The organism is Cupriavidus basilensis (assembly GCF_008801925.2).
In the GTDB taxonomy this organism is placed as follows: domain Bacteria; phylum Pseudomonadota; class Gammaproteobacteria; order Burkholderiales; family Burkholderiaceae; genus Cupriavidus; species Cupriavidus basilensis.
Window position 1 is genome coordinate 42,930 of sequence record NZ_CP062804.1, and the last position, 12,594, is coordinate 55,523.

Here is a 12,594-nt window from a genome sequence, read left to right on the forward strand (position 1 = left end):
ACACTCGACGGCGTGCGCCAGGCAAGCACGAAAAAAAGCCGTCTGCGCGCAAGGCGAAGACGGCGTACGAGGCTAGATGGCCGGGAAGGATCGGCTTAGCGGGCCCAGTAGCCGGGCTGCATCACCCAGCCGCCGCGCGGGCTCTGCACCCAGCGCTCGGGCACATAGCGGTGACCCGGGCGTTCGCGCTGCCAGTAGCCGCCGCGCCAGGCATAGCTGCCGCCGTTGGCGCTCCAGTGTCCCGGCACCCACGCCTGGCCAGGGCGGGCCGGCGGGCGCGGTTCATAGCGCGGCGGGGGCGGCGCGGGGCGCATGTGCGGGCTGCCGTGGTAGCCCGGGGGATAGGCCTGGGCCTGGGCCGGCGAGATCAGGCCAAGCGCGGCGCCGGCGGCAAGGGTAGTGAGGGCGAGCAGCAGTTGGCGTTTCATGGTTCAACTCCAGGGGTGCGAGTGATGCGTTGAATTTCGGGGGCGGCGCGTGTGTGTTACCTGCAGCCGCTCAATAGCGGTCGTGGTAACGGTACGGCGGCGGGCCGCCACGCGGGGGCACCACGATGCAGGCGGACAGCAGGGACGCTGCGGAGCAGAGCAGGACAACCAGGGCGATGGCGCGTTTCATGTTGGGGACTCCGTGACTGGCTTCGCGTTGAACATGGCCTCACTGTAGCCATCGGGCTCGCGCCGGTGTGCTTGCACTTGTAAGGCGCAATCACACTTTCAAGGGCCCCGGCTTCACCTTCGGCGAGGCTTTCCGGGCCCTTGCGTGTCGCCCGCCAGGCCTTGCCGGCATTGGGCGCACGGGTGATGGCGCGGGGCCGGCCGCAGCCGCGAAAAGAAAACGGGACCGTGGCCGGTCCCGTAATGTGGCGTTACATCGGAAATAACTCTCGCAAAGATTTACCCCTGCGGCGGCCCGTTTGCGCGCGCCTTAGCGGGCCCGCACCTCGCGCTGGAACACCGCCAGCGCCTGCGCGCGGGTGGCAATGAAGCGCGGATCGGCCGCCGCCTGCGCATCGCGCGGGCGCGGCATGTCGAAGTCGATCGCCTCGGCCACGCGCGTGGGCCGGCGGGTCAGCAGCAGGATGCGGTCAGCCAGGAAAACCGCGTCTTCCAGGTCGTGCGAGACGATCACCATGGTGGTGCCCTCCGCCAGCTGCACCTCCTGGAGCTTGTCGCGAATGAACAGGGTGGTCTCGAAATCCAACGCAGAAAAGGGTTCGTCGAGGAACAGCACCTCGGGCCGCGGCGCCAGCGCACGCATGATGCAGATCAGCTGCTGCTGCCCGCCAGAGAGCTCGTAGGGAAAGCGGTTGACGTCGAAGCGCACGTCGAAGGTGCGCAGCAGTTCCTCGGTGCGCGCCTTGGCTTGTGCCTCCGGCATGCCTTTGCGGCGCAGCGGGTAGGCCACGTTGTCGCGCGCGGAGATCCACGGCAGCAGGGCGTCCCGGTAGTTCTGGAACACATAGCCGATCACGGTCTGGCGCAACGTCTTGCCATCGAACAGCACCTCGCCCCGGTCGAACGGCAACAGGCCCGCCACCATGTTGATCAGCGTCGACTTGCCGCAGCCGTTAGGCCCGAAGATCGAGACGATCTTGCCACGCGGCAGGTCCAGGTCGAGATGCTGGTACAGCGGCACGCCGCCGAAGGCCTTGGACAGGCCGCGGATGGTGACATGGACTTCGCGCCCGGCCGGTGCGGCCACCAGCGCCGATGGCGGTGGCGCGTCGGCCACGCCGGCCCCCGATTGCAGGACTCTCATTTGCCGCTCCAGTGGACAAAGCGCTTCTCCAGCATGAAGAAGGCCAGGTTGAGCACGTAGCCAAGCGCGCCGGTGACCAGGATGGCGGCATACATGCCGCGGATATTGAAGACCTGCTGCGCATCGATGATGCGGTGGCCAAGGCCCGTGTCCGAGCCAATGAACATCTCCGCCACGATCACGATCACCAGCGACATCGACACGCCGGTGCGCAGCCCGACAAAGGTCTGCGGCAGGCTCTCCATCAGCAGCACGTCCTTGAACACGTGCCACTTCGATACGCCCATGGCCTGCACCGCCAGCACGCGCGTCTTCCTGGCGTTCATCACGCCATACGCACTGTTGAACAGGATCAGCAGCACCGCCGCGAAGGCGGCAATCGCGATCTTGTTCGCATCCGACAGGCCGAACAGCAGCATGAACAGCGGGATCAGCGCGGATGACGGCGTGGAGCGGAAGAAGTCGATCAGGAACTCGACGCTGCGATAGGCCGGGACCGAGCTGCCAAGCGCCACGCCCAGCGGCACGCCGATCACCGCGGCGATCAAAAAGGCGTAGAAGGTGCGCGATACGGTGGCCAGCAGGTCCGCGTTGATGGACCCGTCGGCAACGCTGGTGAACAGTACCCCGAGCGTTGCCGCCGGCGATGGCAGCAGCACCGGGTTGACCCATTTGGCCGATACCGCCGCCTGCCACAGCGCCAGCAGCGCCAGTGGGCCGATCAGCGGCAGCAGCCGTGGCGCCAGGTTGGATGCACGCATGTCAGCCCCGGTAGAGCATGTCCGCCACCGGCACCCGGCGGGCAAACAGCTTGCGGTCGTGGAAGACGTCGAAGAATTTCTGGAAGGCCTCGATATCGGCCGGCTTGAACTCGTTGTAGAGCGTGAAGCCGGGCAGCGGCACTTCTCTGGCCAACTGGTCGTCGATGCTGGTGTAGCCCTTCAGGAAGGGGCGCACCTTGACGGGGTCCTTGCGCACCATGTCGATGGCCTGGCCGTAGGCGGCGATAAAGCGTTTCGACAACTCGGGGCTGGACGAGAGGAAGGCTGAGGTCAGCGAAGCCGAGCCGCCAAACCACGGCAGGCTGGCGTTGCCCAGCACGTAGCGCGAGATCACGCCGTACTCCAGCGCGCGGCAGGTGCCGTTGAGCCGGCCCACGGTGCCCGTGGGTTCCAGCGTGTAGACCGCGTCAAGCTGGCCCGCGGCGAGTGCGGCCACGTGCTGGCCTACCGGCAACTCGACGGGTTTGACGTCAGCGTAGCCGTTCTTCTCGAAGATCACCTTGGCCAGCGTCACGTTCTGGATGCCGGGACCGCAGCCGATGCGCTTGCCCTTGAGATCGGCCAGGGTCTTGTAGGGGCTGTCCTTGGCCACCAGGATTTCATCGAGCAGCAGTGTGGCGTTGGACGGGTTGGCGGCAAAGATCTTGCACAGGCCGGGCGAGGTGATCTCGCCCAGGCCCAGCGCCGCGGAAGCCGTGCCGTTGGCCGAGCCCTCGATGCGCCCGGCGATCATGGCTTCCACCACCTGCTGCGCGCTGGCGAACTTGACGGCCTCCACTTCCAGGCCGGCCCGCTTGAACAGCCCCGTCTCGATGCCCGCGTACAGCGGGATGCCGCCGGCGATCGGCCAGAAGCCCAGGCGGATCTTCTGCGATTGCGCGCGCACGATGGCAGGCGCGGCCAGCATCGCGCCGGCGGCAAGGCCCTGGCGCAGGGCGAGGCGGCGGCGTGGGTTGAAGCGTGAATCGGTCATGGTGATCTCGCGACAAAAGGAGTGGAAGGAAAAAAAATCCGCAGACGCCGGGGCGCGCCGCGCCTGTGCGGTGCTATCCCGGTGCATGTCAGGTGCGTGCGCGCGCGCCGTCGGTGCGTATCGTCTGCAAGCGGTGCAGCGTGATCTTGCGCACTTCGGCGCGGCTTTCTTCAATATGGCTGGACAGCAGCAGCACGGCCTGCTCCGCGCGTTGGCGCTGGATCTCGCGCAGGATGGCGGCGTGCTCGTCGTAGGTGGCGGCAACGCGCGCGGCGTAGGTGAAATCGAGCCGGCGGATGATGCGGATGCGCTCGGTCACCTGCCGGTGCACGCTAGCGATTTCGCGGTTGCCCGCCGCCGCTACCAGTGCCGCGTGAAAGGCCTCATCGTGTTGCGCCACCAGGCGGCCGTCGTCCAGGCGCGCGTCCTGCGGCACCTGCCAGAACTGCGCAAGCTGGGCCAGCGCGCCGTGATCCACCGTGGGCGTGGCGTGCGTGCACAGCATGCGCACGGCATTGACCTCGATCAGCTTGCGTAGCTCGTAGAGTTCGTCGAAACGCGTGAAATCCAGTGGCACCACCTCCCAGCCGCTGCGGAAATACACCTGCACCAGCGCGTCGGATTGCAGCCGTAGCAGCGCCTCGCGCACCGGCGTGCGCGACACGCCCAGGCGCTGGGCAATCTCGCCTTCGGTGAAGCGGTCGCCGGGAAGCATGCGGAACTCGAAGATGTCGTCGCGCAACTGCGCGTAGACCGCTTCGGCGCGCGAGACCACACGGACCTCGGCGCCGCTCATGCCGCGGCCCGCGCGAGCAATGCGGATGGCCTCGGGCATGCCGCTACGCCCATGGCCTCCAGCGCCTGGGCGGCGGCAAAGGCCAGGTCCTCGCGCCACGGCGGCGCGATCAGTTGTACGCCTAGCGGCAGGCCGTCGGGGCCGGCCAGCGGCACCGTGAGCACCGGCAGGCCGATGCACGAAATGGGCTGGGTCAGCAGGCCCAGGCTGGCGCGCGCTGGCAGCACCTGGCCATTGATCTCGATGCTCTCCTGTCCGGCCAGCGGCGCGGCCACCGGCGTGGCCGGGGCGATCAGCAGCTCGGTGCGCGCGAAGGCGTCGAGCAGTTCCTGGCGAAAGGCCGCGCGCACTTGCTGTGCGCGCACATACCACGCGGCCGGCAGCACCAGCCCGGCGGCCAGGCGGTCGCGCGAGAGCGGCTCCATCTGCGCGTACTGGTGCCGCAGATGCTCGCGGTGCAGGTGCCCGCCCTCGGTGCCGGTGATGACGAAGGCGGCCGAGCGCGCGGCTGCCGCGCCCGGCAGATGGATCACGCCCGTGGCTTCAAGCGCATCGGCCACGCGCTGCGCGGCCGCGCGTGCATCGGCTGCGGCCATGTCGTCGAAGTAGCCGCCCAGGCGTGCCGCGCGCACGCGTATCGGCGCCTGCCCGCTGACCGCTTCGAGCGGGCGGCGCGCGCAGGCCGGATCCCGGGTGTCGGCGAACTGCAGCATATCGTAGGCCGCCGCGAGGTCCGCCACCGAGCGCGCGAAGTGGCCGACGTGGTCCAGGCTGTGCACGAACGGATAGCTGCCGCGGCGGGACAGCCGCCCATAGGTGGGCTTGAGCCCGAAGATGCCGGTGAGCGCCGCCGGCACGCGGATCGAGCCATTGGTGTCCGAGCCGAGCGATAGCGGTACCAGGCCCGCGGCCACCGCCGCCGCGCTGCCGCCGGAGGAGCCGCCCGCCACCCGGGCCAGATCGTGCGGATTGCGGCAGGTGCCCCGATGCGCGTTCTCGGTGGTGAAGCCGTAGGCGAACTCGTCCATGTTGAGCGTGCCCACCAGCACCGCGCCCGCCTCGCGCATGCGCGAAACCAGCACCGCGTCGCGCCTGGCCGGTGCGGCGCCGGCCAGCACGCGAGAGCCCGCCAGCGTGGTGAGGTCCGCCACGTCGAACAGGTTCTTCACTGCATAGGGCACGCCTGCCAGCGGCGGCAGCCGCGCGCCCTGCGCGCGCAGCGCATCGACGCGGCGCGCCTCGCCCAGCGCGCGCTCGCGCGTCACCGCGGTGAAGGCGTGCAGCAGCGGGTCGCACGCCTCGATGCGCGCGAGCGTGGCGGTGGCCACATCCAGCGCGCTGCGCGCGCCGGTGTCGATGTCGCTGCGGATCGCCAGCGCCGATTCGAACACGGGATCGCGCGCGTTCATGGCCGGTACACCGGAGCCGGCTCGTCGTGCGCGTCCAGCGGGTGCGCCAGCATGGGCGCCGCGATCGCGGCCACGCGCAGGAATTGTTCGATCACGCGCGCCTCGGCGTCCTTGGGCAGCTCCAGCCCGTGCAGCTTGAGCGCGCTGCGGGCGTAGTGCGCCAGCGTCTCGTCGCAAAGTTGGGTCATGGCGTTTCTCCGGGAGTTCGTGGGTCTCAGGCTGCGGCCGTCGTGCCCTGCTTGTATGCGATCTTGTATGCAAGCAATGGCTGTGCCACGTGTGGCGCGGCGCGATGCACGGCGTGCGGCGGGATTCCGCCTTTCGTGCTGCACCGCTTGGGGGCGAGAGTGCAATGACAGGTGCGCACGCGCGGCGTGATTCCCCGCGGCAGTGCGTGCGCCGCATCGGCCTTGGTGCGCCCATGCGTAGCACCTGCGCTTGCAGGCACCGTCTGGCGGAGCGTCCAGTGCCCAGTGCAGTGGCATGAACCTTGCGCGGAGCGGGGGCGCGCCCGTGGTCATTCCCACACTGGCACGCGGTGGCATATCCTGATCTGTGCCTGAGGCGTGCCGGGCGCGTCACCATCCGGTGCGCATGAACCTGCGGAGGTGCGATGCCGATCCTTCTTGTCGTGTTGGCGCTGCAGGCCCTCGTGCCGGGTGCTACGTCCTTTGCCGCGCTGGCGCGATATGACAACGCGCGCACCGCGGCTTGCGCGCGGCTGGACGGGCTTCCCTGACATCGTCCGGCGCTAGTGCCGTCCCGTCGCGGCATCCGTCCCCCCAACCAATCCAGTATCCAGAGGAACGCAAATGAATCGCAGTGATATCACCGACCGGATCATCGAGGCCAAGGTCACCAAAGGCATCCGGTGGTCTGATGTGGCCGAGAAGGTCGGCAAGAGCAAGGAGTGGACGACCGCCGCGTGCCTGGGCCAGATGGCCTTCGACGCGTCCGGCGCGCAGGCCGTGATGGAGATATTCGGTTTGCCGCCGGAGGCCGAGCCGTGGCTGCGCACCGTGCCTTACAAGGGCTCGCTGCCCACTCCCGTGCCGACCGATCCGCTGATCTACCGTTTCTATGAGCTGGTCAGCATCTACGGGACAACCTTCAAGGCGCTGATCCATGAAGAGTTTGGCGACGGCATCATGAGCGCGATCGATTTCCGCATGGACCTGCAGCGCGAGGCCGATCCGAATGGCGATCGCGTGAAGATCGAGATGTCGGGCAAGTTCCTGCCCTACAAAACCTACTGACCGGGGCCGGCACCCGGGCGCCTTGCGCCACGCAGAAACGGGTACGCCCCCTGTTCCGGGCTGCTGAAAAGCACGCAGAAACGGGTACGGAGCGGGTTCCGTTGGTCACGCAGAAACGGGTACGCATTGCATTTGCGGCCCGTTTTTGCGTTTGATTTTCGCTCTAAGCCCCATACAGCTGCGCTGCCGTCATCCCTGCCGGCAGGCGCGTGAGTGGCAGCGGCGGCGGGTCCAGCGGCAGGCGCAGCGCCTGGTAGGTGGCCTCGCTCGAAAGCCCGTAGGGCGCGGCGTCGGCATTGTCGAAGGCGTAGTACACCGCCTGCACGCCGGTCATGATCAACGCGGCCAGGCACATCGGGCACGGATGGCCGCTGGCGTATACCACGGCACCCTTGAGGCTCGGCCGGCCGAGCTTGCGGCACGCGGCGCGGATGGCCTGCATCTCCGCATGCGTGGTGGGATCAAAGCTGTGCACGATGTCGTTGACGCCGGTCGCCACCTGTTCGCCATCGAGCGTAAGCACCGCGCCAAAGGGGCGGCCGCCGCGCGCGCGATTGGCCTGCGCCAGGCGTACAGCTTCCCGCAGGTGTTGTTCATGGATAGACATGGGGATCTCCGGGAGGCGGCGTGTGGTTAGAGCAGAAGCAGACAGCCCTTTATCGCACGCCTTTACCGCACGCGATACGCGTAAATATGAAACTTTTCGCGTCAGGCTATTTGAAAAAAATGATATACAATGGCGACGCCGAATCCCGCCATTGCGCCTGCCCAGATCCTAGGCTGGCGTGCCAGGGCTGACCTGCAAGGTTACTACCAGCGACTGCAGCACGGACATCGGGATTGGCTTGGAAAAGACACGGATATGCCCGGGAATGCCGCCGCGGTCCGCAATGGCATGCTTGTCCAGCGAAGTCACCACGACGATGCGTGTGGCGGCAAACTCCTGCTGCGCGTCGATGGTCCTGCACAGGCGGAAGCCATCGATGCCAGGCATGATCAGATCGAGCAGGACAAGGTCGGGCTTGCTGCTGCCAATGAGCAGCAGGCCGTCGTATCCGTTCGTGGCCTCGAGTATTTCGACCGACGGGTTGAGGGTTTCCAGCGCCATGCGGTAAATCTGCAGCAGGTGCTCGTCGTCCTCCACCAGCAGTACGCGAAATGCCCTTCCCGCCGGGGCGGCTGCCGCCGTCGCGGGCGCGGCGGTCTGGCTGCGCTGGTCGGCCACCATGCGGTCGACCGAATCGGCCGGGATCCTGCGATGTCCGCCGTCGGTCTTCCACGCGGGCAGCCGGCCATTTTCGACCCAGAGCTGGACCGTGCGCAGGGAGACGCCCAGCATCTCGGCAGCGGTCCTGGTGGAATAAAAGCGCAGATCGGTCATATGGCCTCTTCAACTGACGCAACGCGCGCCGGGCGAGGCTGCGCCGTTACGTATCGTATTGTTTTCATTATTCTTCGGAAAGCTGCCTAAGCGCAACTTAATGCCAGGAAAACACGCAATTATGATAAAGCCTCGCTGAACCGTTGAAGTTAACGCTTCGCGATGCGCCTGGCCGGCTACGCCGGATATCCCGGGGCGATGGGCCAGTGCGAGCGGACTGGCGCAGCCGAATAGATCATACTGTGAAGTTTTGCCGCAAGCAGGCTGCCTTCAGGCAGCGGCACCCGGAGGGTGCGCGGGGCGCACGCACGCGCGGACTAGTATCGAAGGCTGCGATTCACGGCTGTGATGAACAATATATTCGTTTTTTGGTAGCTTTCCCATGAGGCTGGAAATCTACCGACAGGCATTGGCAGGTGCGCATCGCTCCGCGAGGCACCCGTTCTGGTCGGGCATTGTCATCGTGGTCTGCATCTGGTGCGCGCTCGCCGGCTTGGGGCTATGGGACCGTGCGGCCGAATTGCGGCACGTGCATGCCGGCCTGGCCCGCGTGGCCGGGCTGCTCGGCGAACATGCCGAGCGTACGCTGGCCGAGGCCGACCAGATCGCGTCGCTCGTTGGTGGCGCCGTGGTGGAGCGCGGGCCCGCGCTGCCGCTGGCGCAATGGAAGCGTGGCGGCTACCTTGCCGTCGCCCCCTTTCTCGACGTATCCGTGCTCGACCGCGCCGGCAGGCTGCGCGCATCCACCAGCACGGGCTTCGAGTCGACGGACCTGAGCGAGCGCCAGTATTTCCGCGTGCACGAGAGCCGTGCGCTGCCGTCGCTGTATGTCGGCATGCCCTTTGTCGGGCGTGTCAGCGGCCACTGGTCCATGCCATTGTCCCGAGGCATCGTGGGCGCCAGGGATGGCCGCTTCGCGGGCGTGGTGGTGGTATCGCTCGACCCCGGCTACCTGTCGCAGGTCTACGCCAAGGCGGGCCTGGGGGACTCTGGCACCGTGCTGCTGGCCGGCACCGACGACTTCGTGGTGCGTGCGCGCTGGAGCCAGGAAAGCTGCCAGCCGGGCCAGGTGCTGTTGCCCGGCTCCGCGTTGCGCGAGGCGCTGGCCGGCACGCAGGACAACCTCATCACGGCCGTCAGCGGGTTGGACGGTGCCAGTCGCATCTACGCCATCCAACGCCTTCCCGGGCGCAATCTCGCGGTGCTGGCCGGCATCAGCAGCGACGCGGCCCTTGCCAGCTACCACGACCGCTTGCGCGCGGGGATCGCGATTGCCTGCGTGGTCACCGTGCTGGTGATGTTCTTTCAGGTCAGGCAGGTCATCGCGGTCGGCCAGCTCGCTGCGCTGGCCGACCGCGAGACCGTGGTGCGCGATATCCTGGCCGAGAAGAAGCAGCATTTGCGCGGGCTGTTTCTGGCCATGCCCGACGGTGTGGCGGTGTTTGGCCGCGACCGTGTGATCGACGAGACCAATACCGCGCTGTGCGAATTGCTGGGCGTGTCGTTGTCGCGGCTGCGCGGCGCCACGCAGCGCGAGTTTGTCCACTGGCTCTACCGTGGCCGGCGTGCGGCGCGGCAGGCCTGCCGCGCCGAGCAGCTGCTGGCGGAGCTGGACCGGGCCGAGCCGGCCGGGGAGTTCGCCGGCATCGTCGAGTTCGACATGGCGGTGTCGCCCGCCTATGAGGTGCGCATCGTGCATGCGGTCAGCGGCGGCGGCCTGGTGCTGGTGCTGCGCGACGTGACGACGCAACTGCGCCATGACCGCATGAAATCCCATTTTGTCTCCGCGGCCGCGCATGAGCTCAAGGCGCCCGTGGCGGGCATTGCGGGCTATGCCGAACTGTTGAGTGCCGATGTGGTGCCGGTGGAGCGGCGCAGCGGCATTTATCATGCCATCCACGCCCGTGCCGGCCAGCTCAATGCGCTGTTGTCCGACCTGCTCGACCTGGCCCGCATCGAAGCCCGCAGCAGCGGCATGCTCGAGCGTGAACGCGTAGAGGTGGCCACGCTCGTGCGCGAGACGGTGGCGGGCGAGTTCGCCGAAGCGGGCAGGGTGCGCGTGATCGATGCCGGCGTGCCGCTGCACGTTCTGGCGGACCGCGCGCAATTGACACAGGCGATACGCAACCTGATAGAAAATGCGCTGAAGTATTCAGACGGGAAAGACGAAGTTACCGTCACGGTCGAGCCGCTGCCGCTAGAGCAGGAGAAGGTCTCGGTCAGGGTCGAGGATCGGGGTATCGGCATGACGAAGGAAGAAGCGGGCATGGCGTTCGACAATTTTTACCGGGCCAACCGGCGGGGCAATGCAACGGGGAACGGCCTGGGCCTGGCGATCGTGCGCGAGATCGTGGCGGTGCACCAGGGGCAGATCACGCTTGCCAGTGAGATCGGCAAGGGCACCATCGTCACCCTCAGCCTGCCGGCAGCAACATGAAGCGCTGGCTGCGGGGAGAAGCGGGCAGCGTGGGGGCGCGGCGGCCCGCCTTGCTGGCGGCGTTGCTTGCCACCGGCCTGGCGCTATGGCTGGTCGTGATGCTGGCCGCGCACGATGCGCGCGAGCGCGTGGAGCGCATGTCGTCGGCAGTGCGTGACAACCTGGAACTCGCGCTGGCCGATACGCTTGACATTGCCTACCAGGACCGCGCGTTGGTGGGTGCGCCGTGCCGCGGCGTGGCGCGCCAGTTGCAGGAGCAGGGTGCCTACACCGCCTATATCCGCGATGTGGTGCTGGTGGCGCGCGGCATGCGCTATTGCTCGGCGGTGCGCGGCGAGATCGCGTCCCCCCTGGGCGAACTACTGAACTGGCAGCCCGGGTTGCAGTACCTCCTTGCCAAACCTCCTCGCGGCGGCAGCATGGCGCTTGCCGTGTTCTTAGGTACCGCCCCGGGCGGCGGCGTACTTGTCTGGGTGGAGGGGCGTTACCTGGCTGACATGGTGCAGTCGGCGGGCAAGCTTGGGTTTCCCGGTATCGCGATCGAGGTGGCGGGCAAGCGTTTCATGCTCAACGGTGGCGAGTTGGGCGGCGCGGGCGAGCACGCCGGTGCCCCGGCCCTGGCGCGGCGTGATGACGCCGGGCAAGGCGCGCATGGCATCGTCGATATCCGGCCGCTGACGGGGCACCCGATCACCGTCATCGCGAGCGCGCCGCACAGCCTGGTGCTCAATGAGAGCCTCAAGTACATCGTGCTGCCACCGCTGGCCGCGGGCATCGCGGCGCTGGTGGTGCTGGGGCTGCATTCACGCCGGGCGGCGCGCCGCTCCTTCGCCGCGGAGCTGCAGCGCGGGCTGCGCAACGGCGAGTTCGTGCCTTACTACCAACCGGTGGTAGATCTGGAGAGCGGGATGTGCACGGGGCTGGAAGTGCTGGCACGTTGGGCGCACCCGCGGCGCGGCTTGCTCGAGCCGGAGCATTTCATCCAGGCCATCGAGCAACAGCATCTGGCGGTCGCGCTGACGCTGCACCTGATCCCCCGCGTGCTGCGCGATCTCGAGCCGCTGGCGTTGCCGCCCGCGTTCCATCTCGCCTTCAACGTCACCAGCGAGCACTTTGACGACGCGGGCTTCTGGGCCGAAGACTCGCCGCTATTCGCGCTGCTGCGGGCCAACGTGACTCCGGTGCTGGAAATCACGGAGCGCGATGCCGTCTCGCTGGTGGAGCACCAGCGCAGTGCGATCCAGCGCGCCAAGGCGCGCGGCATCAAGCTGGCGGTGGACGACTTCGGCACTGGCTACTGCGGGCTGGCCTACTTCAAGCAGTTCGAGGTGGACTTCCTCAAGCTCGATCGCGTCTTTGTGCAGGCCGATCCTGGCGACAAGGTGAGCGGCCAGATTGTCGATGTCACCATCAACTTCGCCCATGCCCTGGATCTGGCGGTGGTGGCCGAAGGCATCGAATGCGAGGCGCAGCGCGCGTGGCTGGCGGGCAAGGGCGTGCGCCTGGGGCAGGGCTATCACTTCGCGCGCCCGCTGACGCGGGACGGGCTATGCGAGTGGCTGCCCGCGCATCTCGAGCGCGGCATGCCGGCGGCGTTGCCTGGCGGCGGCCTGGGTGTGCCGGAGTGCGTCTGACCGTGTTTCGCTGGACCTGTCTATGCGCAAATATGAAACATACGCCCTATTTTTAATTGATAAAAATGATATAGAATCCGCCTGTAGCCTTACTTTCCCCGTCGGGCTATGCGCCTCCCTGCTGGAAACTCCTTGCCGGCCAGCGCCTCGTGTTCCTACGCGAGG

13 protein-coding genes are annotated in these 12,594 nt (G+C 67.4%); 4 read left to right on the forward strand and 9 right to left on the reverse strand.

Features of this window, described 5'->3' with window-relative positions; all coding sequences use genetic code 11:
• Positions 1–95 precede the first annotated feature (95 nt).
• The 7 genes from F7R26_RS21140 to F7R26_RS21170 all read right to left on the reverse strand — a co-directional run bounded on the left by F7R26_RS21140 (position 96) and on the right by F7R26_RS21170 (position 5,909).
• Complete coding sequence (locus F7R26_RS21140; protein ID WP_150989107.1) at positions 96–428, reverse strand: YXWGXW repeat-containing protein; 333 nt, start codon at positions 426–428, stop codon at positions 96–98.
• A gap of 499 nt (positions 429–927) precedes the next feature.
• Entirely contained in the window at positions 928–1,761 is an 834-nt protein-coding gene (locus F7R26_RS21145) for an ABC transporter ATP-binding protein (protein ID WP_150989104.1), read from the reverse strand.
• Positions 1,758–2,522, reverse strand: coding sequence for an ABC transporter permease (locus F7R26_RS21150; RefSeq protein WP_150989101.1), 765 nt, complete (start codon positions 2,520–2,522; stop codon positions 1,758–1,760). The genes F7R26_RS21145 and F7R26_RS21150 overlap by 4 nt, the downstream gene beginning before the upstream one ends.
• Before the next feature lies 1 nt (position 2,523).
• On the reverse strand, positions 2,524–3,516 hold the full coding sequence (locus F7R26_RS21155; protein ID WP_150989098.1) for an ABC transporter substrate-binding protein: 993 nt from the start codon (positions 3,514–3,516) through the stop codon (positions 2,524–2,526).
• 88 nt (positions 3,517–3,604) lie between these two features.
• Positions 3,605–4,351 carry a GntR family transcriptional regulator gene (locus F7R26_RS21160; RefSeq protein WP_373887709.1) on the reverse strand — a complete coding sequence of 249 codons (747 nt, stop codon included), beginning with the start codon at positions 4,349–4,351 and terminating at the stop codon, positions 3,605–3,607.
• Positions 4,309–5,721, reverse strand: a complete 1,413-nt coding sequence (locus F7R26_RS21165) for an AtzE family amidohydrolase (protein ID WP_150989096.1) — start codon at positions 5,719–5,721, stop codon at positions 4,309–4,311. Before F7R26_RS21165 ends, F7R26_RS21160 begins: the two co-directional genes overlap by 43 nt.
• The gene (locus tag F7R26_RS21170; protein WP_150989093.1) at positions 5,718–5,909 is read right to left on the reverse strand and encodes a DUF4089 domain-containing protein; all 192 of its coding nucleotides are present in this window, start codon (positions 5,907–5,909) and stop codon (positions 5,718–5,720) included. The genes F7R26_RS21165 and F7R26_RS21170 overlap by 4 nt, the downstream gene beginning before the upstream one ends.
• 425 nt (positions 5,910–6,334) lie before the next feature.
• On the opposite strand from F7R26_RS21170, the gene F7R26_RS41495 reads away from it, so the two are divergent.
• Together F7R26_RS41495 and cynS are read left to right on the forward strand one after the other, a co-directional pair.
• Positions 6,335–6,460, forward strand: a complete 126-nt coding sequence (locus F7R26_RS41495) for a hypothetical protein (RefSeq protein ID WP_255503374.1) — start codon at positions 6,335–6,337, stop codon at positions 6,458–6,460.
• A gap of 73 nt (positions 6,461–6,533) precedes the next feature.
• Complete coding sequence (gene cynS / locus F7R26_RS21175) at positions 6,534–6,977, forward strand: cyanase (protein WP_150989090.1); 444 nt, start codon at positions 6,534–6,536, stop codon at positions 6,975–6,977.
• 163 nt (positions 6,978–7,140) lie between these two features.
• On the opposite strand, the gene F7R26_RS21180 is transcribed toward cynS, so the two are convergent.
• The gene (locus tag F7R26_RS21180) at positions 7,141–7,584 is read right to left on the reverse strand and encodes a nucleoside deaminase (protein WP_150989087.1); all 444 of its coding nucleotides are present in this window, start codon (positions 7,582–7,584) and stop codon (positions 7,141–7,143) included.
• A 168-nt stretch (positions 7,585–7,752) separates the two neighbouring features.
• Entirely contained in the window at positions 7,753–8,358 is a 606-nt protein-coding gene (locus F7R26_RS21185; protein ID WP_150989084.1) for a response regulator, read from the reverse strand.
• Positions 8,359–8,740: 382 nt separating this feature from the next.
• Here F7R26_RS21185 and F7R26_RS21190 point away from each other — a divergent pair, with 382 nt between their 5' ends.
• Together F7R26_RS21190 and F7R26_RS21195 are read left to right on the forward strand one after the other, a co-directional pair.
• On the forward strand, positions 8,741–10,795 hold the full coding sequence (locus F7R26_RS21190; protein ID WP_241754666.1) for an ATP-binding protein: 2,055 nt from the start codon (positions 8,741–8,743) through the stop codon (positions 10,793–10,795).
• Positions 10,792–12,429 carry an EAL domain-containing protein gene (locus F7R26_RS21195; RefSeq protein ID WP_241754667.1) on the forward strand — a complete coding sequence of 546 codons (1,638 nt, stop codon included), beginning with the start codon at positions 10,792–10,794 and terminating at the stop codon, positions 12,427–12,429. Before F7R26_RS21190 ends, F7R26_RS21195 begins: the two co-directional genes overlap by 4 nt.
• Positions 12,430–12,594: the final 165 nt, after the last annotated feature.